21 protein-coding genes are annotated in these 21916 nt (G+C 31.4%); 9 read left to right on the top strand and 12 right to left on the bottom strand.

Annotated elements, in window-relative coordinates; translation table 11 throughout:
* The first annotated feature begins 18 nt into the window (after positions 1-18).
* Together N2712_04640 and rlmB are read left to right on the top strand one after the other, a co-directional pair.
* Positions 19-1308, top strand: a complete 1290-nt coding sequence (locus N2712_04640; GenBank protein ID MCX8029267.1) for an esterase family protein — start codon at positions 19-21, stop codon at positions 1306-1308.
* A complete protein-coding gene (rlmB, locus tag N2712_04635) occupies positions 1250-2029 on the top strand; it encodes a 23S rRNA (guanosine(2251)-2'-O)-methyltransferase RlmB (GenBank protein MCX8029266.1) in 780 nt (259 codons plus the stop codon). The genes N2712_04640 and rlmB overlap by 59 nt, the downstream gene beginning before the upstream one ends.
* Positions 2030-2035: 6 nt before the next feature.
* Here the strand turns inward: rlmB and cimA are convergent, their stop codons facing one another.
* The 3 genes from cimA to prfB form a co-directional block, all read right to left on the bottom strand.
* Entirely contained in the window at positions 2036-3616 is a 1581-nt protein-coding gene (gene cimA / locus N2712_04630; GenBank protein ID MCX8029265.1) for a citramalate synthase, read from the bottom strand.
* 301 nt (positions 3617-3917) lie between these two features.
* Positions 3918-4517, bottom strand: coding sequence for a TRIC cation channel family protein (locus N2712_04625; protein ID MCX8029264.1), 600 nt, complete (start codon positions 4515-4517; stop codon positions 3918-3920).
* A gap of 2 nt (positions 4518-4519) precedes the next feature.
* Complete coding sequence (gene prfB, locus N2712_04620) at positions 4520-5623, bottom strand: peptide chain release factor 2 (protein MCX8029263.1); 1104 nt, start codon at positions 5621-5623, stop codon at positions 4520-4522.
* A gap of 310 nt (positions 5624-5933) precedes the next feature.
* Between prfB and N2712_04615 the strand changes: the two genes are divergently transcribed.
* Genes N2712_04615 through N2712_04600 form a run of 4 tightly spaced genes read left to right on the top strand, consistent with a single transcriptional unit; the run spans position 5934 to position 10171 of the window.
* On the top strand, positions 5934-7289 hold the full coding sequence (locus tag N2712_04615) for a PP2C family protein-serine/threonine phosphatase (GenBank protein ID MCX8029262.1): 1356 nt from the start codon (positions 5934-5936) through the stop codon (positions 7287-7289).
* 4 nt (positions 7290-7293) lie between these two features.
* Positions 7294-9432, top strand: coding sequence for a SpoIIE family protein phosphatase (locus N2712_04610; protein MCX8029261.1), 2139 nt, complete (start codon positions 7294-7296; stop codon positions 9430-9432).
* Between the two features lie 23 nt (positions 9433-9455).
* Complete coding sequence (locus N2712_04605; GenBank protein MCX8029260.1) at positions 9456-9785, top strand: STAS domain-containing protein; 330 nt, start codon at positions 9456-9458, stop codon at positions 9783-9785.
* Entirely contained in the window at positions 9782-10171 is a 390-nt protein-coding gene (locus N2712_04600) for a hypothetical protein (protein MCX8029259.1), read from the top strand. Before N2712_04605 ends, N2712_04600 begins: the two co-directional genes overlap by 4 nt.
* Here the strand turns inward: N2712_04600 and N2712_04595 are convergent.
* From N2712_04595 to N2712_04575, 5 genes are all read right to left on the bottom strand, one after another.
* Positions 10168-10509: a hypothetical protein gene (locus N2712_04595; GenBank protein MCX8029258.1), complete on the bottom strand. Its 342-nt coding sequence runs from the start codon at positions 10507-10509 to the stop codon at positions 10168-10170. The two genes, N2712_04600 and N2712_04595, sit on opposite strands and share 4 nt — an antisense overlap.
* Before the next feature lie 103 nt (positions 10510-10612).
* Positions 10613-10825, bottom strand: coding sequence for a hypothetical protein (locus tag N2712_04590; GenBank protein MCX8029257.1), 213 nt, complete (start codon positions 10823-10825; stop codon positions 10613-10615).
* 15 nt (positions 10826-10840) lie between these two features.
* A complete protein-coding gene (locus tag N2712_04585; GenBank protein MCX8029256.1) occupies positions 10841-10990 on the bottom strand; it encodes a hypothetical protein in 150 nt (49 codons plus the stop codon).
* Positions 10991-11666: 676 nt separating this feature from the next.
* Complete coding sequence (locus tag N2712_04580) at positions 11667-11798, bottom strand: hypothetical protein (GenBank protein ID MCX8029255.1); 132 nt, start codon at positions 11796-11798, stop codon at positions 11667-11669.
* 283 nt (positions 11799-12081) lie between these two features.
* Complete coding sequence (locus N2712_04575) at positions 12082-13353, bottom strand: SLC13 family permease (GenBank protein ID MCX8029254.1); 1272 nt, start codon at positions 13351-13353, stop codon at positions 12082-12084.
* A 116-nt stretch (positions 13354-13469) separates the two neighbouring features.
* On the opposite strand from N2712_04575, the gene N2712_04570 reads away from it, so the two are divergent.
* Together N2712_04570 and dapF are read left to right on the top strand one after the other, a co-directional pair.
* The gene (locus tag N2712_04570) at positions 13470-13958 is read left to right on the top strand and encodes a DNA starvation/stationary phase protection protein (GenBank protein ID MCX8029253.1); all 489 of its coding nucleotides are present in this window, start codon (positions 13470-13472) and stop codon (positions 13956-13958) included.
* A 266-nt stretch (positions 13959-14224) separates the two neighbouring features.
* Entirely contained in the window at positions 14225-15085 is an 861-nt protein-coding gene (gene dapF / locus N2712_04565) for a diaminopimelate epimerase (GenBank protein MCX8029252.1), read from the top strand.
* Here the strand turns inward: dapF and N2712_04560 are convergent.
* Together N2712_04560 and N2712_04555 are read right to left on the bottom strand one after the other, a co-directional pair.
* Positions 15079-16065, bottom strand: a complete 987-nt coding sequence (locus N2712_04560) for an ROK family protein (protein ID MCX8029251.1) — start codon at positions 16063-16065, stop codon at positions 15079-15081. The genes dapF and N2712_04560 overlap by 7 nt on opposite strands.
* 250 nt (positions 16066-16315) lie before the next feature.
* A complete protein-coding gene (locus N2712_04555) occupies positions 16316-16528 on the bottom strand; it encodes a hypothetical protein (protein MCX8029250.1) in 213 nt (70 codons plus the stop codon).
* Positions 16529-16731: 203 nt separating this feature from the next.
* On the opposite strand from N2712_04555, the gene N2712_04550 reads away from it, so the two are divergent.
* The gene (locus tag N2712_04550; GenBank protein MCX8029249.1) at positions 16732-19614 is read left to right on the top strand and encodes an HD domain-containing protein; all 2883 of its coding nucleotides are present in this window, start codon (positions 16732-16734) and stop codon (positions 19612-19614) included.
* A 7-nt stretch (positions 19615-19621) separates the two neighbouring features.
* On the opposite strand, the gene N2712_04545 is transcribed toward N2712_04550, so the two are convergent.
* Both N2712_04545 and N2712_04540 read right to left on the bottom strand, forming a co-directional pair.
* Positions 19622-20950, bottom strand: coding sequence for a hypothetical protein (locus N2712_04545; protein ID MCX8029248.1), 1329 nt, complete (start codon positions 20948-20950; stop codon positions 19622-19624).
* A gap of 14 nt (positions 20951-20964) precedes the next feature.
* Positions 20965-21879 carry a hypothetical protein gene (locus N2712_04540; GenBank protein ID MCX8029247.1) on the bottom strand — a complete coding sequence of 305 codons (915 nt, stop codon included), beginning with the start codon at positions 21877-21879 and terminating at the stop codon, positions 20965-20967.
* Positions 21880-21916 lie beyond the last annotated feature (37 nt).

The following is a 21916-nucleotide window of genomic DNA, read 5'->3' as shown; positions in this document are numbered from 1 at the left end:
TACATAGACAATTAATCCATGAGAAACTTATTAGTTATTTTTGTATTTTTTGTCTTAACATCCACTCAACTGTCTTGGGCACAGAACATAGAGAAAACACTAAACGATATACGAAACATAAATGATAAATTACAGGCCAACACCCTAGTAAGCAACACAATACTATCTTTAGAATTACCAATAGTAAAGGATAATCAAATAACATTTCTATATTTTCAGGCAAGAGGTAAATCACCAGAAGAAGTTGAAATTATATTATACCTTGACAACAAACTTGTAACCAATACCATGGAAAGAGTTGGTGTAAGTGATTTGTTTGTATTCAAAACAAATTTTGGCAATTCTGATTTCGTAGACTATACGTTTAGGGTAAAATTTTCAGATATTTCCAAAAGATTTTTTAACGATCCCCAGAATAGAAAAGTATCATTTAGAGGTAATTTGATCATGAGCAAAGTCACAAGTAATAGCTACTCGGGTAGCTACATTTTAACTTACGACATTGAGCCACAAACAAAGATCTCAAGAATAGAGAAGAGAAAGTTATGGATATACTTACCACCAGGGTATGACACCTCAAAATCCTTCTATCCAGTACTTTATATGCATGATGGGCAAAACTTATGGGATGGAGAAGTATTACCTTTCGGAGGTTGGAAAGTAAACACGATACTAGATACCCTCATCAGAAGTAACAAAGTAGAACCTGTAATAGTTGTAGGAATAGCAAATTCAGGAGAAAGGCCAAAAGAATATGTAGGTTTTTCAACACTTTATGGATTACAAACTAATGAAGATGGTATAAAGCTAATTGAAGAAAACAGTAAAAAATCTCTTGCATATATGGATTTTGTTGTAAACGAAGTTATGCCTTTCGTCGAAAAAAACTTCAGGGTTAAAAAAGGACGGGAAAACACAGGAATAGCAGGAGCAAGTTTTGGAGCAGGGGTATCCTTACATATAGCTTTTAACAATCCATCAAAGTTTGGCCTTATTGGATCATTATCTGGAGGACACTATTCTACAAACTCTCAGCAGTTTAGAGAAAAACCATATAAAGTGTTTGATTACATAATTGACAAAGAACTTCCTGAAAAACCAAACTTTAAAATATTTCTATCTTGTGGAACAACAGACATAGATGCAATTTTTTTAGTCGAAACTAGAAAAATGTACGAAAAACTGAAAGAGAAAGAATGGGTTGATGGTAAAAACCTGTACTACCTAATATCTACAAATAAAGGACATAATGAACGAACCTGGGCAGAACAATTACCAGAGATGCTCATATTCTTCTTTGGTAAATAACACTATGATATTCTTTGGTATCAACTCTACTATCGAAGCACTTAATTCAAAACATTCAAGAAACATCAAAGAAATAATAGTAGAAGACGTTAAAAGGAGTCCTAGAATCCAAAGAATTATTGAAATTTCTTCAAGATTAGGTATAAAAATACGATCCGTTAACAAAAACGTCCTAAAAAACATAGCAAAAACTTCATCCCATCAAGGAATCGCTTTCGATCTCAGGAACTTTCAATATACCGATATTGAAGAAGCTATAAAAAAAAGAAATAATATAGTATTATGCGACTCTATAACAGATCCTAACAATCTAGGTAGCATAATGAGGAACGCTATTCTCTTTGGTTTTAACACAATTGTAATAACAAAAGATAGAAGTATTGACATAACACCTACTGTTGCGAAAGTTTCATCAGGTGCATTATTTCATTTAGATATTGTCAAAATTGTAAACCTCGGAAGAACAATTGAACTACTGAAAGAAGAAGGATACTACATAATAGGACTTGACGTAAACGGACAAAAAGAAATCTCAGAACTAGTTACAAAAGGATTAGTCGGCTTGGTTTTAGGAGCAGAAGGAAAAGGATTAAGAGAACTCATAAAGAAAAAGTGTAATGCTCTATGCAGAATAGAAACAACCAATAAAATTGACTCGCTAAACGTCGCTGTAGCATCTGGAATTGCTATGTATGAATTATTCAAAAGAACAACTATCTAGAACATGTCAGGAAGAATGTTTTAGTAAGAAATATCTAAAAGCATCGGTTATTGCTTGGAAACTAGCATCTATTATATTTTCAGAAACACCTATAGTAGTGAAAGTAGTGTTATCATATTTAAACTCCGTCAAAACCCTTATTTTAGCAGCAGATCCTTCTTTTGGATTTATTATCCTAACCTTATAGTCTATAAGCATAAGATTGTTGATATTTGGATAGAATTTTACAAGACCCTTTCTTAATGCTCTATCAAGAGCATTGACAGGTCCATCCCCTTCATCTGCTGTTATTTCAAGATTATCTTTAACCCTTATTTTGACAAGTGCATCATTTATAAAGTTATCGCCATTCTTCAAAACGTTAACAGTAAAACTAACACATTCAAAAAATTCAACTCTGCTACCTATTGTATCTCTAACGAGCAATTCAAAAGATGCCTCTGAACTTTCAAAACTATACCCCTGACTTTCAAGGTTTTTAACCTTCTCCAAAACTAATTTTAACATTCCATCATCGTCCGCTATGTGTTTTAGATCTTCTATATTTTTTATTTTTGTTAATACATTACTTCTACCTGCCTGCTCTGATATAAGTATTCTTCTTACATTACCAACTAACTCTGGATCAATATGCTCATAGGTCCTAGGATCCTTTTGAACAGCATTTACATGAACCCCACCCTTATGGGCAAAAGCACTAGCTCCCACAAAAGGTTGTCTTTCGTTTGGCGGTAGATTAACTAGATCATAAACAAACATTGATATATCTCTTAACTTCTTCAATTTCTCTTTATCGACTTTATTCAATTTCTTACCCATCTTGAGTATCAAAGATGGTATTATTGAGATAAGATTAGCATTACCACATCTCTCTCCAAATCCATTTATAGTACCTTGCACCAATACTACTCCACTTTCAACGGCCTGCAGAGAATTCGCAACTCCTAACTCACTATCATTATGCGCGTGTATGCCTAAAGGTGTCTTTATAACCTCTCTAACAGATTTAATAATCTCTCTAATCTCTGAAGGCAAAGTACCTCCATTGGTATCAGCCAGAGATATATTATCAGCTCCTGCTTTTTCAGCCATCATCAAAGTCTTAAGGGCATAATCAGGGTTATCCTTAAAACCATCAAAGAAATGTTCCGCATCGTATATAACTTCTTTACCACTATCTTTTAAATACGCTATAGTGTCGTATATCATTTCTAAGTTTTGCTCAAGACTTATGTTAAAAACTTTATAAACATGTAAATCCCAAGATTTTCCAAATATAGTTACAACTGGAGTCTGCGAATTTATGAGCTCTCTTACATTAGTATCTTCTTTAACAGAATTCTTAGCATGTCTTGTACTCCCAAAAGCACATATTTTAGCATTTTTCAGTTCAAGCTTTCTAACCTCTTCAAAAAATGTTCTATCTTTCGGATTAGACGCAGGCCATCCTCCCTCTATATAATCAACACCAAAATCATCCAATACCTTCGTAAGAGTAAGCATATCCATAACAGAAAAATCAACACTCTCTCCTTGCCTACCATCTCTCATTGTCGTATCGTAGATGTATATTACCTTATCTTCCATAAGTCCTCCTAGGATATATTATTTTAAATAAAGAAAAACAAAAAGTAAAACTGAGATCTATACCCAAAATCCAAAAAATAAATTCACATCATCCTAAACGTTTGGAATAAAATTAAACCCTAAATCTGAGCAAATATTCAAATTGACATTTCAGATTTAATTAATTCTAAAACTTAACAGACAATATATTTTGGTTAGAAAAAAGTTTAATTCCACAAATAATTCAACTTAACTAGAAAAACTACCTTTGTACCTTATCAACACACTTATAAGCATCATAAAGGAATCTTTCAAAAGCAACCTAAACCTTTGGAAGGTTAATATTAAGCAAATAAGACATTATTCTTACTCCAACAATAACCCCTATACTAATCCAAACAATAAATATGAAAGGTATAGTAGAAAATTTTACAAGTAATACAAACAATACAAGTCCTAGTATACTTGCTGTTGCATATATCTCTTTTTCCAACACAAACGGTATTTCCTTCACTAAAACATCTCTAAGTATTCCACCACCTATACCTGTTATCAAACCAACTATAATAACGCCTACCTCTGGAAGATTAGAAGTCATACCTTTTTCTGCACCTATTACACTAAATACCCCCAAACCAATAGCATCAAGATAAACCAATATACTTCTATACCTCTCAACAACATTTCTAAAAACTATTACGGAAACCATTCCAAGCAGTATAAACACAGTATAGTTAAGGTCATAGAAATAGAAGGGGATTTTGTTTATAATTATATCCCTTATTGTACCACCCCCAACTGCTGTAAGAAAACTAACAACAAAAATGCCAAACAAATCCAGTTTTTTTTCAATACCCCTTATAGCACCCGTTGCAGAAAAAACAAAAGTTCCAAAAAGATCAAAAAAATACAAAGTGTTCATATTTATTTTACCTTATTTAAGTAAGACCACTTTATGTAGGAGCTTATAAACTCATCTATTTCTCCATCCAAAACTGCTGATGTATTTGATGTTTCAACTCCAGTCCTATGATCCTTTACAGAATTATACGGATGAAGTATATAACTTCTTATTTGATTACCCCATGATATATTCTTTTTTTCACCAGATACTTCTTCTTGCCTTTCCTTTATCTCTTTTTCTCTCAACTCATAAAGCTTTGACTTTAGTATCTTAAGAGCAATTTCTTTGTTTTGTAACTGAGATCTTTCACTTTGTATTGAAACAACTATACCTGTAGGAATATGGGTTATTCTTACTGCAGATTCTGTTTTGTTAACATGTTGACCACCTTTACCACTTGCTCTAAATGTTTCTATTTTCAACTCTGAAGGATCTATTACAATTTTAGTATCATCCTTTAACTCTGGTATCACATGAACAGAAGCAAAAGAAGTATGTCTCCTTTTCGAAGCATCAAACGGTGATATTCTAACAAGTCTGTGTATCCCTGTTTCTGATTTAAGATAACCAAAAGCATATTCTCCCTTGACGTATATAGTAACATCTTTTATTCCCGCCACATCATCTGGCAAAAAATCAACAACCTCAAAACTAAATCCCTTTCTTGTTAAAAACCTCACATACATCCTATAAAGCATTGAAGCCCAATCACAAGACTCAACTCCTCCGGCACCAGGATGTATGTTTAAAAAGCAATTACTATTATCAATGTCTTTATCAAAAAACTTCTCAACTTCATATTCATCAAGTTTTCTCTCAATCAACAGAATACTTTTCTCTATTTCCTTCAAAAGTGACTCATCATTCATATTATCAGCTTCCTTAGAGATATTAAGTATATCCTCAGCTTCCTTCCTTAAGTTAATCCACTTATCAACCTCTCGTTTTAAATTTGTCTGCTCTATCAAAAGATTCGAAGCTGTCTGAATATCATTTTTAGAATAAGCATCAGAGAGTAATGATGATATCTCTTCTATCCTCTCAATCTTTCTATCTATCTTCAATATCTCGATGTTCTTGTTAACTCTATCCACTACCTCCTTAGATCTTTCAATCAAACCCATATTCGGAAATTATAAATAACATCCTGAATATCATTCTACCTGAATCTTCAGTAAGAGATCAATAATAGAGTTTGGTCATAGTAATGATTGAAAGAACTACTTCTTTTACCTCTCTTATAACCTTATGTGAAAGATCAAGTAAAAGTTTCTTTGACAGAGTAATTTATATCTTTCCTGCTTGTAATCTTCTGTCTCTACTTTACAAAGCAATAAAAACTTATCCTCATCAATTCCTACTAAACTTTACTAAAAACTTCAGATCTTTTGTTGAAATTTTAAGCAAAAACTTATACAATCAAAACGTATTACAATGGATGGTTTCAAGACTCTAAAATATTTCTCATTAGGGCTATCAATAATAGTAACGTTCTTAATTTTCTACATAATACTAAACTACACTACACAACTAAATACTCTTCAATTTATTATTGTAAACGGTTTATCAATTACAACCTTGTACTTTATCTCCAACTACATATCATCTTTAATTTTCAATACTCTTCTAAATACAATAGTAAACAATAAGTGGAATGAACCTGTTTCAAGATTCCTTACATACCTAGAGCTAACAATATCGAATGATACACTAGTTGAAAATATAAAGACATATCTTGAAGCAGAAGCTGGGTTTTCCGTTATCTTAGAAGACAAAGGCAGAATAGTCTACAAAACTCATTCTAGGTTTCTAGAAGATGAAAAAATACTAAAATCAATAACTTCGATAGACAAAACAGAGGGTATAAAAATTATAACATATAACGAGATAAAAGAAAACGCACCTCGATACGAAATAGCAGTTTCCATAACAAACAATCAAACTACTATCTACATTATTTCAAAATACATTTCACTCATAAACAAAACCCTAATAACAGAAATATACAATAGATTAAGAGACTTCACAAAAAGAAGAGACATAGTCGAAAAAATGTTCGAAGTATCGGCTCTAACACATGAATGGGAATTATTATCTCAAATTCAAAAATTCTTCTTACCCGACAAACTACCACAAATAGATGGACTAGATGTAAGCGTTTTTTTCAAACCTCTTGTAAACGTAAGTGGTGACTATTATTACATACTACCTACCAAAGAAGGAAAAGAGTATTTATTTGTCATAGGTGATGTAGCAGGTAAAGGGCTTAATGCATCATTACTTATGGCAGTGATAATAAACACAATAAAAATAAATAAAGAAAACTCTTTAAAGGATATACTATACGAAGTAGATAAGGTCATAAAGGTACTGAACTTCGAAGGTAAATACACAACAATATTTCTTGGAAAGTATGATATTCACAATAATACATTTGAATTTATAAACTGTGCCATGCCAAAAGCAATACTTGTAAGAGAAAATCAAATTACAACCTTCCCATCAAATGCACCTATAGTAGGTATAATAGAGCTACCAGAGTTTGAAACTACTAAAATTGAGCTAAAGAAAGGAGATTTATTACTAATAACATCTGATGGTCTGACAGAAGCTAGAGACAAGAAAGATGTCGAATACCAAGATACAGATAGATTAAAAGAAATCTTACTAAACTCAAAAGAACTAAAATCAGGTGAAATAGTAAACAGAATTGCTAAAGATGTTGAAGAATTTATCTCCGGTACAAAACAATCTGACGATATAACATACGTTATATTAAAAAAGGAGTAGAGGTATGAGCGAATCATTAGTAGGTTACACAACTTTCATAATTCTCCAAATAATGATATGGTACCTTATTATCAAAACACCAGCTATATTAAAATTCATCAACACAAGGCTAATTTTGTTAATTGTACTCTTTTCTTCATTCATAACTCTATTTGTATCAGTATCCTGGGATACGGCCAAACTCGAGTTATTTGATATAACTAACATATCACTTCGAGTGACGTTTACCTTTATGGTCTTAGACAATCTAGCAATCTTTAGATTAATTTTAACTTTTCCAAAAGAACGCAATCTCCCAATAATTGATATACTACTGGTAATAGTAGCTATAATAGCAATATACTTTACATTCTTCACAAACTTGATATTCATAGGAGCAACACTAAAAGAAGGAGTTCTATTTAGAATTGAAGGAAAGTACTATTCTCTTTCTTCGGTATTAGCTTCTTCATTATTGATGGCATCATCAATAATAGGTATTATCAGAGCTTTCAAAATGAAAGAAAGAATACACAAACTACAAATGATCATGATAGTTATCGGCACTTCCTTATCACTACTAATAGCAGTACTAATTGCCATGATAATACCATTGGTATTTAAGACATTCAAATTCTACTATCTATCCCCATTAACGAGTTTTGTTTTAGCCGGTACTCTCATTTACGCTATAACAAGAACTAAACTCTTCAACATATCTTCAGGAATCTATAATACCGCAGCTATAATCACGCTCACAGTAATAGTTGGAACAATAGGTGGTACACTTTTCAACACATTATCAAAGCAAAACATTATATCCTCAAACATGACTCCTATAATAGAACTAATTTTATTTTCTAGTATCCTACTTGTAAGTAGATATATTGATACACTTATCAGGAAGATCCTAAAGTTTAAATCACACTATTTAGAAACACTGAGAAAAGATCTTTCATCTTTGGAACTAAACAAGTCAGAACACGAAATAGTAAATCATTTAGTCAAATCACTCAAAGAGAATATATCATCATCTAAAATAAATATCTTTATCGAAAACGAAGTAGGAATACTAGAAAACATATTTTCTGAAAACAATATTCTAAAGAACCTCGAAAAAGGTGATAAAGCATTTGATATTTTATCATCTTATAAGAATAAGAATATCTTTTTCCTATCAGAGGTAATTTCTGATCCATTCCTAAAACAACACGAAGATTTAATTCTGAACTTTTTTAAAGATCTAAATGCAGAGGTAATAATACTAGCAAAAGATGGAGAACATATTATAATGGTAATATCACTCGGTGAAAAAGAAAACGGTACACCTTATGATAACTATGACTATCAAACCCTTAATGAAATCTATATAAATTTATTCACCATCGGATATATCCTAAAAAATCAAAGAAAACAAAAGACAACAACAACAGTAAAAAGAGAAATAGAAATGAGTAAATTCATAATAGAAAACCTTGTTTCAAACATAAACAAACCCAATAGAAATATCCTAGACTTGGAATTTCTAACAAAGTCGAGTAGTGGTTTAGGTGGAGATTTTGTTGATATAATAGCACTTTCAAAAGACAAATACTTAATAGTAGTAGGAGATATATCAGGTAAAGGACTAACAGCAAGTATGTCAATGGTTGTTATAAAATCATCCATCCAAACACTTATAAGGAGAAAAATAAATTTCAAAAGTCTTGTCTCGGAACTCAATAAGATAATAAAAGAAAACTTACCTAAAGGTACTTTCTTTAGTGGAGTTTTCATGATAGTCGATATTTCTCAAAAGAGTATGTTCTTTATAAACAATGGAATACCAGTGATCTGGTATTACTCTTCAAAAAACCGTACTGTAGCACAAATACAAGGAGAAGGCAAAGTGCTAGGTTTTGTTAAGGACATATCAAAACTAATTGAAGTAAAAAAAGTATCACTTGAAAAAGGTGACATCATAGCAGTAGCAACAGACGGCTTCACAGAAGCTACATCAATAGATGGCACTCAATTTGATCTATCTGCTGTTGAAAAAATAATAAAACAAAACAGTGAAAAATACTCTAGCGAAATACTTACGAAGATATTTGATACTTGGTATGAGTTCTCAAATAGACAAATAAAAGATGACATTAGTTTACTTATTTTTAGAATGCCATAAAAAAATATATAAGGAGGTATTTTATGGAAAAGAAACTAATTATGGACATATCTGATAAGGGTAACTATTACGTAATAAAGGTCAAAGGTAGTATTAACTCCTACACTTACGATGATTTTCAAAAACAGTTATACGAAAGTATCGAAAAGAAAAGTGTTTGTATAGATTTAAGCGAGGTTGACAATTTATCTTCAGCAGGGCTTGGAACTATAATGTATGCTATTGAAAAAGCTGAAGAGAAAAATTTCAAAGTATACATTCTATCTCCTTCACCAATAGTATTAGAAGCAATAAATTCCACAGGATTCAAAAGTATGTTTAACATAATCTCCTCATTATCAGAAATAAAATGAAATACTATGTTTCTATACCTAACAAGCCAGAATCAATCTATAGCATAAGCGATATAATAAATCACATAAAGCTAAAACCTAAAACTAGAAGAAGAGTAACAATAGTACTAACTGAAATTTTTGAGAACATAAATCACCACTCAAGCGCAAAAAATATAAAGCTAAGTATAAGAAAAAGATCCAATAGAGTATCAATTTTACTCATATTTAATACAAAAAATTTCGAAGTCCTAATACAAAAAATCAAAAATCCCAGAATTTACTTCAGTAACCACGATAAAAGATATAGAGGATTAGGTGTAAGAATGTGTCATAACATATCCTCATCTATTATGTACAAATACAGTAATAGATGCGTAAAGATACTGATATTCATTGATGATTAATATTCCATTCTTATTTCAGTAGAGAATGACTTTCTTAAAACATTATCAACAAATTCAAATTCTTCTTGAATTATGTATGTTCCTTTCTCTACTAATTCATCACTGTTATCTTTCAAGTTACATACTATATTCCTAAACTCAAGAGGCTTACCTCTGGCAATTTTACCATCTTTTGTTAACTTAACATTAGCAATTTCCTTAAACTCTCTTATTATTCGCCCAGTTTTATCAGAGATAATAACTATCCTGTAAGACAAAAGATTATCTATAATCTCCCTAAAAGATGAAATAGTAACCTTATCGGTAGGAGATGTAACAATTTGTTTATCGACAACCAACTATTATGTTTCTAGGATAAGGGCTTATTATTATGTTTTTTCAAGTCTCTCAGATCGATTTTCAGCATCATCAACAGCAACAACTTTTAACTTATATATGTCATCATACATAAGGTGATCCTACTAGAGATTTACCATCCCATTCTATAGTTTTCGACACTTTAGGTAGAGATTTTGCATTTGTTATACCATATCCATAAACAACATTATCACTGTTATCAACTATCCCATAACTCCAATGCTTTATTCCTACGTTGTCAGCTACATTTATCTTTATGTTAATAAACTTATAGTCCTTACTATCTTTTAGTATCATCTTTAGGTATTAGTATTAACGATATAGTCGGAAGTACTTTACCGTTGCACCATACCAAGTTACATCAAATCCTCCTCCAAGACCTGAAAGAATTCCTAAATCTTTTGATAGCAGAGTATCATATCCTAATCCAACTCTCACTATACCATCCCAAAACGTAAGCATCCAAATATACTCAGATCCTACCTTGAAAGAAAAACCACTATCGTAAATAGAATCAAGCTGTACTGTTATAGAAATAAGGATTAAATGACAAATAGTACCCTGAACCAACCCTATATGATGTTATGTCATTTGTAGCACTTGAGTAATATGTAATATCCCACTGATCCTTGTTACCATCACTCTTTATAACAAATGTACCACCAACATTTTGTAAAATACCTCACACTCCAGTTATCATCACCTCCTAGTTCCTCTTACCGTAATTACCTCACCTCCCACATGTTCTTCACAATAACATAGGATCTTTTCTCCACTCCTACATCCATAACGTTAGCATCTACAGCAGAAGAAATTTTCCAAATAACAAGAGTATAGCTCATTGATCACCAAATCTATTATCTATTCTTCTGGCCCATAAAAAGATAAAACTGTTTCCTGTATCTCACCACTTACTAGTACATGTCCCGCACGTATTACCTCTGATACAAAAACCAAACGATACATATATGTTATTCTCATTCCACTCAGAGATTGTTGGCCTCATAGCAAAATCTTGATAGTTACTACTTGTAAGAGCAATTAAAGACACTTCCATATCCGTCGAGTAAATAATATTGCCATAAGTATCAATTTTAGTCAGAAATACCTGCGGTACCCCTTCATATCTACTATCCACCTAAACTACATAAAAGTATACATTATAGTACTCAAAATCTCTCAACTCCAAATTCCATTGATATAAAGAAGCAACATCAGGATAACCAACCTCTAAAACTCCATTAGTTAAATTCGATGAAGTACCACTCATATAAGAACCACTACAAATTCCTCAGTAAATACCAACTTCAAAAACATATCTTACCCCTGAAACCTCCCTCAGACAACAAAATTCTAATACATATTCGGTTGAGCAAGTTTCGTACCAAAATTTCTGCAAGCTAAAAGAACACTAAAAATAGACTTACAAACTAAATTACATAAAATTAATTCCAAGGAAATGTTAAATATTTTACCACAAACTCTAAAAAAATTTTACACTACCCAAAGACTGTTAACAAACATGATAAAAGATCAAACAAAAATATAACCTCTCAAAAAGGCATAAGTATTAAATATACTACAGCAAGTGTAGAAGTTATGATAGTTATAGGAACACCAACCTTCGAATACGTCCAGAAATTTATATTCGCGAATCTTTTTGACTTTTCAAGCACTATTATATTAGCAACAGAACCTATTACTGTAAGGTTACCTGCAAAGGTACTTATAACTGCTAGTAAAACCCAAACCTTATCAGGATTCACGAAATTTGATACCCAAGATTTTGCCAAAACTACATAAGGTACATTTGAAACTATATTAGAACCTATAAGCGTTAGAAACGAAAAAGAAAGATACTGTTTAAGTTCAGTATTACCGAAATATGGTGACAAAAGTGAATACATTAACTCTATAACACCACCTTTTCTAACCCCCTCAACAACCATAAAAAGTCCCGAAAAGAACAGTATTAAGGTCCAATCAACCATCTTAAGAGTCTCATCAGGTCTAAACCTACCTAACATTATTGCCAAAGATCCTATCATCATAGCAACCAAAGGAAGTTTATCGCTTCTAGAAATACCTAAGTAACTTTCTATGGGTAGAAAAAGTAGCATAACGAATAACACAAACAAAACTCCAAGTCTGTATAGTATCCTGACATAGGGTTGAGGGACTCTGTAAATAGGCAGATTGAGATCAAGTTTACTGTTACTTATATCCTTTTTAAACAAAAGCAATATAAAGAAATAGATAACAAACAAACATACGATAACCAGCGGGAAAACATAGAAAAAATATCTTGAGAATTCAAGTCCTGAACTAACTGCTATTATCATATTCTGAGGATTACCTATAAGAGTCATAGCACTACCTACATTTGAAGACATAACCAACCCAAGTAAAAACGGAACAGGATTTAAATTTGACCTTCTAGTTATTGCAATAACAAGTGGTGTCATAAGAAGACACACAGTGTCATTAACAAAAAATGCTGATAAAAAAGCAGACAAAATCATTATAACTAATAGCATAATACTAGGTACTTTAGATTTTTTTATAAACCAAATAGACGTAAATTCAAAAAATCTAGTTCTCTCAAGATAAGCAGAAAATATCATAGTACCAATCAGTAGAAATATCGTATTAGGGTCAATTGAATGAAATGCCTCCTCGAGAGTCATAACACCAAATAAAATCATAAATAAAGAGCCTACTAATACAACAGAAGTACTATCAAGATTAAATATTGTCGTTTGCCTAGCAGATATAACGACGTAAACAAAAATAAATATTAAAAGAGAAATATGAAGTTCAGACATAAGAAGAGTAATTATAAACGAAATTCACAACTAAAATTGAACAAAATTACCATAACTTAAACTCTCTTGACTTAATAGATAAAAGTTAGTATTATAAAACAAATAAGGAGGATTATATGATAAAAGTTGATGTAGAAAAGATAGATACAGGTCTATCAGAAAAAGTCAGAGAGCAAATATCATCATTGCTATTTAAGCTTCTTTCAGACGAGTTTGTGCTATATGTCAAAGCAAGGAATTATCATTGGAATGTAGTAGGTCCCCACTTTAAAGAGTTACACGAATTCTTCCAAAAAATCTACGAAGAGATATTCGAAGAGATTGACGACATAGCAGAAAGAATTAGAGCACTAGGATTAAAAGTTCCAGCATCTCTGAAAAATTTTCTTTCAGAGACAAAATTAGAAGAAAACAACGAGTTTATAACCGACAAACAAATGTTAGAGAATTTACTTAAAGATCATGAAATAATAATCAAAGACATAAGAAAATACATAGAGATTTCATCCTCAAACAAAGACGAAGCAACAACAAACTTCTTAGCAGGTATCTTAGAAAAGAAAGAAAAAATTGCCTGGATGATAAGAGCAACTCTAGAAAAGTAAATTTCTTTTACTATCCTGACTTACCTTCCCTAAAAGATCAACCACCGAAGGTAAGTTGGGAATTCTTAATCTTAAAGTAATAATGCGATCTAGCTTTACATTCCTTAGTGTAAGGTATTCAACTTATATATTAGCAATTTACTAGATGCCAATGTAACAATTTAAAAGCACTCTAAAAATCGTTGTTTACTTTATACATTTAAATTGATTATAATCAATGATACTAGAAAATAGTACTCTAAACAACAATAAATTGGAGGGTAAAAATGATAAGGTTCACAAAAGCAGAAGCATTAGGGAATGATTACATACTAATAGACCTTTTCAATAATGACTACTATAACTTAGTTGACAAGGTGAAAGAATTAGCATCCAGTCTGTGTGATAGACATTTTGGTATAGGAGGAGATGGTATTATATTCATAATTCCTAATAAAGAATACGACTGTGAAATGAGAATATTCAATGCAGACGGTAGTGAAGCAGAAATGTGTGGAAATGGAATAAGACAAGTAGCAAAATACTTCTACGAATACGTAAACAAAAAAAATAAAATTAACGTAATGACTAAGGCAGGACTTAAAACGATAGAAGTAATAGAAAGTAAAGAAACTCTCTTTAGGGTAAACATGGGTAGACCTATTTTAGAAGCAGACAAAGTACCAATCGATAAATCAATAGTAAACAAAAACAAAGTTATAAATGAAGAATTTGATTTTGGATTTGATAAATTCAAGATAAACGTTATTTCCATGGGAAACCCACACTGCGTTATATTTAAAGAAGACATATCCAACTTAGATCTAAGTGAGATAGGACCCAAAATAGAAAATCATCCTTTGTTTCCTAATAGAGTAAATGTTGAATTTGTAAAGATAATAAATAACGAAGAAATTTCAATGAGAGTCTGGGAACGCGGTAGCGGAGAAACTATGGCTTGCGGTACTGGAGCATGTGCATCAGCTGTTGCAACAATCTTAAACAATTACGTAAATTCTAGAAAACTAAGAGTCCATCTCCTCGGTGGATATTTAGATGTTGAACTCGGAGAAGACGGTAATGTATATATGACTGGTGGTGCAAACCTAGTATATAATGGCACGTTTATCAAATTTAAACTTCAATAACCCTTATACTCTGTTTTAGCAAGTCCTGCAGCACCAAGCATACCTGCATTGTTACCAAATCTAGACAAAACAATCTCAATATTCTCTCTTAGAGGCGGTAACATATTTTCAAATGCTACTTTTTTGACAGGATCAAGTAGAAAATCCCCTGCTGTTGATACTCCTCCACCTATAACAACTATTTCTGGATTCAGTATGTTAACAATAGATGCTATTCCTATTCCTATGTAAAAAAAAGCACTCTGCAATATTCCATTACAGAATTCATCTCCTTCTCTTGCTAAATCAAAAACTACCTTAGCATCTATTCTTTCATCAGAAATTGTTGAAAGCTTTGTCTGAATATCTCTTTTCTTATATGAAAGCGCATTCCTTATGATAGCAGTTGCTGAACCATATGCCTCCCAACATCCAAATTTACCACAGTTACATTGCAAACCATTTGGTACAACTACCATATGTCCAACCTCACCAGCATAATTCCTAGCTCCCCTGTATATCTTACCATCAACAACTATTCCACCACCTATACCAGTACCAATAGTTATACCAACTACATATTTTCTACCTCTAGCAACACCAAAAACTATCTCTCCTAAAGCAAAGTTATTGGCATCATTATCAACAAAAGTTGGTTTACCAAATGTTTTCCTAATCTCTTCAACTATGTTAACATTCTTTGCACCACTTATAGCAGGCATATCTTTTATAACACCTCTTTCAAAATCAACAGGACCTGGCACTCCTATACCTATAGCTTTTATCTCTTTATCAGAGATAAGGTTAGTGATAACTTTTTTTATGTTATCCAAAACTCTATTCCACCCTTGATTCGCCTCGGTAGGAATACTCAAGCTTGATACAATCTTTCCATCATCGTCAATTATACCAGCTTTTATGTTAGTTCCGCCTAAATCAACTCCTAAATACATAACATATCCTCCATTATCACTAAGCGTCATAATTCTAAATAATACCACTATCCTTATCCACTTATTTACTATCAGAAAATTTCAAAAAAATTCGAATCTACAGAAAATCACAGGTCTTCAAAAATAGAATTCGTTAAAAATACTAAAATTGTTCACAAATTAAGAAATACCATCTCCTTTGATATTACAACATCAAATTAGCAGCAAGAGTATTAATCATTCTCTAAATTCTAACTCTTATGTCTGCAGCTTAAAATCAAATTCCAAAGATAGTTTTTTATAATGTTAACCCCAACAATCAACCTCCCCTTAGTAACAAAATTATTTTCTGATCATTTTCATTCAAACTAGTAATCACTCCCGTTATTTCTACCTCAAGTACTAAATACCGTAGAAAAAAAAATACAACACCACTAAATTTAGCATTAACCGGTAACGTGTACAACTTATATACTTCATCATCAATATTCGATTCCCTTATTGATGAACCTTCCCAACAAACTCTAATCATTACCGATTGCCTCTTATATCCTATGTAGATTACCAAAACATGTATCAACAACGGTAAATATTAAATATCCTATATAGGTGTATTTATATACACTCCCATAAACTACCTCTTACTTTTGTTTTATCTTTCCAGAAATACTGTAATCTCAGAAAATCATTTATATTCTCTTGAATCCAGATACACAGCTAAGTTATATTTTTAGCATGGAAAAAGCAAACATACTAATAGGGTATTTTCTAATATACGTAGTTTTAACAGCCTATACAATCTTTAATAGTATAAAGTTAAACATAAGGACAAGGTATGGAATTAAAAGCATTATACTATCGCTTATCTTCTTGACTTTGTTAGCAATAACAATACTTGAAGAGATGAAGATTAACAGTGAGGTACTCATAAAAGCACTTTTTACAAATGTGTTTATATTCACATTGATAATTAACATTCTATTAGCAAGATATATCAGAGAAAAAAGATTTTATAAACACAGGACCATAAAAATAATAAAGTTGATTCTCTATACTTCTAACATATTCTCATTAATAACCTTCCTAGCAATAATTTCTACAAATCTTCTAGGACTTATAGACAATAATCATTTCATATTATATACAAAATTGATCTCTCTAATTAACATTCTGATAAATACCATTTCAGTGGTTTACATGAAAGTTATAAACGAAACTTCACAAATAAAAATATTTGAAGAAATTGTATTAACCCTTCCTCTAGCTGTGTCGATTCTAATTTATAGCACTCCACAATATGTATATACGTCGTTCCTACCGTTGGGTATATCTTCGATACTAAGCAGTTTAGTTTATTCAATATCTCCATTTGTAACAAATCAAAGAGATATCTTAAAGGACGCTATAAAACTTATTATTACCATGTTTGCTATATTACCTCAATTCTATTTAGCATTAACACTAATCTACGATAAACAGATACTTAAAACAGCTAACAGTATGACACCATCAGACATAGTAACTATTTTTGTAGCTCTATCATCAATACCAATATCATTGCTATTGTACAAAGTAATAAAACAAAGATCTGATAAGATAATAAAACAACTTGTAAAAAGCTTTATAAGCAACATAACTGATGAGGATATATCATCTCTGAATATCGGAATAATAATAAGCAAATTACACAACTCGATAACACAATTTCTAGGTACAAACATAATAGAACTATATACTTTCAACAACTCAAAAAAAGTCATTGACATTTTTCTAGCAATAGATGGAGATAAGGGATTTATTGACAAATTAAAAGAATATAAACTATCTGATGGAGATATAAATAACATTTTATCAAAATCTTATAAGTTTTTGGAAAAACACAACAAATCTTCGCTTGAGCTATTTACAAAATTAGATGTTGATATTATTATACCTATAACTCACCAAAATGAAATAAAGTTTATAGTTACCATAAAGACCTCTGATAACTTTTCACTGAACGAGCCAATAGACATATTTATATCTGAAGTATTTTATATATTGCTACTCGAAACACAAACTATAATAACAAAGGAACTATCAAAATTTCCTCAAAACAATGTAGTTTTGTTAATAAAAAATCCTGACATAAGACAGGAGATAACAACTTCTCTTATAATGTCAAATTTTAACATATTCAGCGCCAACACGTATCAAGAAGTTATGACATTGATAAACAAAACAAATGTCGAAATGCTAATATGCGACAACGAAGCAGATAACATGTCAGGAATAAACTTGATAAGAAACATAAAATCTAACCCCCTTAACTCGCATATATTTTCAGTACTAGGATTTTATGAAACAGCAGAAGAAACTTCGAGAGAATTTCTAGAATCACTAGCGGATGTTCAAATCCTTCTTAAGGATGACTTTTTACACATAAATAACACAGTATCATATTTAACGCAGATACTAATGAGTAAGAAGAAACTTGAAACAACATTCAAAAACATAACAACTCTAGAATCATATTCAACCATTTTGTTAAATAAAATACTAGGGTACAAAACAACTTCATTTGATGAAATAGAAATGGATATAATATCGAAGATACTTCTACAATCCAGTGTAAATCTACCTTCATTCTTGCTATTAGGGAAATTAAATAGTACACTAATAAATTCAAAACTGTTTGCTATAATTCAAGAAAAACAAATACTATATATCGATACAATAAACATTCCTATCAACTTCTATTCGAGGAAGAAAATCAACAAAACCAAGGTAATATGGGCAGATCACACAGAAGAAGGTATATCACCTCAAGAATTTTCAAAGTTCTTTTCAAATGAAGTAACAAGTGTTATTAATCCTATTTACAACTTTCTAGCAATCCACTCTGAGAACTACCTAATTATAGGTTTCAACTATTCATCAAAGGTATCACACTGGGATATTAACATGCTTGAATCTATAATAGTTAATTATTTACTTATGAAAACAATATTCGAAGAAGTAAAAGAAGTAGATAATGCTTTTATTTACACTATGCAGTCACTAGCAAGAGCAGCAGAAGAAATGGATGAAGAAACAGGAGTACACATATACAGAGTAGGAGAATATTCAAAACTAATAGCAAGTTTTCTAGGATTCAGTAATGAATTTTGTAATTCAATATATTACGCATCACAAATGCATGATATAGGAAAACTTAAAATACCTAGGGAAATACTTAGAAAACCAGGTACACTAACATCAGAAGAGTTTGAAATAATGAAAGAACACACAATAGCAGGAGCAATAATATTAGGAGACCATCCAAAACTAAGTATGGCTAGAGAAATAGCACTATCACATCACGAGAAGTGGGATAGTAGTGGATATCCTTATGGATTAAAAGAGAATCAAATTCCAGTAAGTGCTAGAATAGTAGCAATAGCAGATATCTATGACGCTTTGAGGTCTCCAAGGATATACAAACCAGAATTACCTCACGACAAAGTTGTAAGGATAATAACCGAAGGAGATGGTAGAACCAAACCACAACATTTCGATCCAGATATACTACAAGCATTTAAAGAATTAAACACAAAATTCGAAGAAATATACGAAAAGTATAGAGAGCAGCAGCAATAAGTAAAATTTATTTCTGTTCCTTGAGTTTCCTTATTTCTTCCGAGGTAAAATCCGAAAGCTTATCATACGCCTCTATTATCCTGTCTCTATCAATCAACTCTCTCCTAGCCATTTCTTCAACTATTTCGTGAGCTCTCGTTATCTCTTTTAGTTGTATTATTTCCTGTCTAGCAAGCTCTTCTACTATCTCATGAGCCTGAATTATTCTATCCCTATCAATAAGCTCTTTTCTTGCCATATCTTCAACTATCTCATAAGCTTTGGTAATTTTATCTCTTTCTATAAGTTCTTGCCTAGCAAGTTCTTCAACAACTTCGTATGCTTTTATTGTTTTATCCATTTCTATCTTTTCTTTTCTATCAAGCTCTTGTACACTATCATAAGCTTTAAACAATTTATCGAAAAACTCCCTGTTCCTTGAGATATAACCTTGAAGACTTTCATAAGCAGATAGGATACTATATAACTCTACAAACTGTTTTCTTTTAACCTCATCGAGTATTTCATAAGCTCTCAAAATATTATCCATTTCTAACTTTTCTTTTCTCATGACTTCTTCAATTATTTCATGAGCTTCTATTATTTTCAGAGCAGTTGGTAAATCCATAGCACCTACCTTAGGTACAGCAAGATACCATTTCTCAGAAATTAATCTTTTAGCTACATCTCTTAAATCTTTCTCATTTGACTTATCAACTAATCCCATACCAACTATCATATCTACAAAGGTATTAAAAAGATATTCAGTTGTTTTCATCATAGATTCTCTCTCAATTCTAGCGAAATCTTCAAGACTTTCATATGCTTTTAATATATTATCAGTTTCTTTTCTTTCTTCCTCCGCTAGATGAATTACACCATCTTTAGCCTCAGATTCCTTTCTTAGAGACATCATCTCTTCTCTAGCTAAATTCTCTGCTATTTCAAAAGCTTGTATTATTTTATCTCTTTCTTTAATATCTTTAGCCATCATATCAGAAACTACTTCCATAGCCTTTATGACTTTTTCTTTATCAAGAAGTTCTTTTCTTGCAAGTTCTTCGACTATCTCTCTTGCTATAAGCTCTTTTCTAGCTTGTTTAAGTTCGTCAGCAGTCATTTCAAGTATTCTCTCTTCAGCCTCAATTATATCATCCTTCTCTCTGAGTTCAGACTGTGTCAATAGCTGAACTTTTTCCTGTGCATCAATAGTTTTGTAAGCATCTATAAGTTCATTTCTACTTATTTCAGAAACCGCTTCATAAGCTTTTATTATCTTTTCAAGCTCTTTAATCAACCTATCTTTTTCCTCTAACTTCTTTCTAAGAGTCTCTAAAGATTCTTCTCCCTTTTTCATGTACCCCCCCTACCCTAAAATAACTCTAACGGTTTATTAACATCCTTCTTGAGAAAGGTATGAAATCTATTACTCGCTGCCTCGAAGAGATATTTCCTTAGTTTGCTTATGTCTTTTATACCTCTACCAGCAACACAGAAGAAAATCGTATCACCATGCTTAACTTTACCCCATTTAAAAAGAGCATTAAGATCATTTATCTGTTCACCACCATGAAAAACCATAACTTTAAGATGAGGATACTTAACATTGTAAGACTCAATAACATTCTTCCAAGCTTCAACATTACCATTATGGAAAAGCTCGTTTGTCACTTCAACACCATATTTAGGAGTAATTTGAAATGAATCATCGCTTAATTCCTCTTCCTTTTTTTCAACTTTTTTAATCTCTAAATCCTTCGTTTTTAGCACCTTATCCTCATCTCCTATATCAACACCATTTAGTAATTTTATTAAAAGAGATATAGCTTTATCTTCAACCTCGCTAGTTTCATTTTTGTCTCTACCTATATATTTAGCATATATAACAACCAAAAAATTCTTCACCAAGAATCCCACCTTATTGAAATGTTTAATGGATTTAGGATTAATAGCCATACAACCTACAGCTGGATTATGATATATAATAACCATATCCACTTTATCCCATGAAGATACTCTTGCTACAATCTCATTAAAACTATCAAGAGATCTAGAAAGGTTATAAGACTTATATCTATATCCAAACTTCTGAACCAAAATAGCATAAGATATAGGTATTATTTGTATAGGCTCAATTTCACCAGAATCTAAATAGTAATTCATTTGATCAGCAGGATTTTGACCAGACTCTATAGCATTTTTAACACCACTAGTTTTGTAAAAATGTCTTATTGACGTATTAAAGCCCTCTATAGTACCTAAAGAAAACAAATACCTATTAGTCATATTCAAAACCCCTTCTCATTATTAATGATACATTAAT

The sequence above is a fragment of the Brevinematales bacterium genome (genome assembly GCA_026415355.1).
Taxonomy (GTDB): domain Bacteria; phylum Spirochaetota; class Brevinematia; order DTOW01; family DTOW01; genus SKYB106.
Note: the sequence above shows the minus strand (reverse complement) of the source record. Positions and strands in the feature narration are given on the sequence as shown.

Coding starts and splice junctions, on each gene's coding strand:
- N2712_04640 (MCX8029267.1), top strand. CDS start 19: ATGAGAAACTTATTAGTTATTTTTGTATTTTTTGTCTTAACATCCACT.
- rlmB (MCX8029266.1), top strand. CDS start 1,250: ATGAACGAACCTGGGCAGAACAATTACCAGAGATGCTCATATTCTTCT.
- cimA (MCX8029265.1), bottom strand. CDS start 3,616: ATGGAAGATAAGGTAATATACATCTACGATACGACAATGAGAGATGGT.
- N2712_04625 (MCX8029264.1), bottom strand. CDS start 4,517: ATGAACACTTTGTATTTTTTTGATCTTTTTGGAACTTTTGTTTTTTCT.
- prfB (MCX8029263.1), bottom strand. CDS start 5,623: ATGGGTTTGATTGAAAGATCTAAGGAGGTAGTGGATAGAGTTAACAAG.
- N2712_04615 (MCX8029262.1), top strand. CDS start 5,934: ATGGATGGTTTCAAGACTCTAAAATATTTCTCATTAGGGCTATCAATA.
- N2712_04610 (MCX8029261.1), top strand. CDS start 7,294: ATGAGCGAATCATTAGTAGGTTACACAACTTTCATAATTCTCCAAATA.
- N2712_04605 (MCX8029260.1), top strand. CDS start 9,456: ATGGAAAAGAAACTAATTATGGACATATCTGATAAGGGTAACTATTAC.
- N2712_04600 (MCX8029259.1), top strand. CDS start 9,782: ATGAAATACTATGTTTCTATACCTAACAAGCCAGAATCAATCTATAGC.
- N2712_04590 (MCX8029257.1), bottom strand. CDS start 10,825: ATGATACTAAAAGATAGTAAGGACTATAAGTTTATTAACATAAAGATA.
- N2712_04585 (MCX8029256.1), bottom strand. CDS start 10,990: ATGCTTACGTTTTGGGATGGTATAGTGAGAGTTGGATTAGGATATGAT.
- N2712_04580 (MCX8029255.1), bottom strand. CDS start 11,798: ATGAGTGGTACTTCATCGAATTTAACTAATGGAGTTTTAGAGGTTGGT.
- N2712_04575 (MCX8029254.1), bottom strand. CDS start 13,353: ATGTCTGAACTTCATATTTCTCTTTTAATATTTATTTTTGTTTACGTC.
- N2712_04570 (MCX8029253.1), top strand. CDS start 13,470: ATGATAAAAGTTGATGTAGAAAAGATAGATACAGGTCTATCAGAAAAA.
- dapF (MCX8029252.1), top strand. CDS start 14,225: ATGATAAGGTTCACAAAAGCAGAAGCATTAGGGAATGATTACATACTA.
- N2712_04555 (MCX8029250.1), bottom strand. CDS start 16,528: ATGATTAGAGTTTGTTGGGAAGGTTCATCAATAAGGGAATCGAATATT.
- N2712_04550 (MCX8029249.1), top strand. CDS start 16,732: ATGGAAAAAGCAAACATACTAATAGGGTATTTTCTAATATACGTAGTT.
- N2712_04545 (MCX8029248.1), bottom strand. CDS start 20,950: ATGAAAAAGGGAGAAGAATCTTTAGAGACTCTTAGAAAGAAGTTAGAG.
- N2712_04540 (MCX8029247.1), bottom strand. CDS start 21,879: ATGACTAATAGGTATTTGTTTTCTTTAGGTACTATAGAGGGCTTTAAT.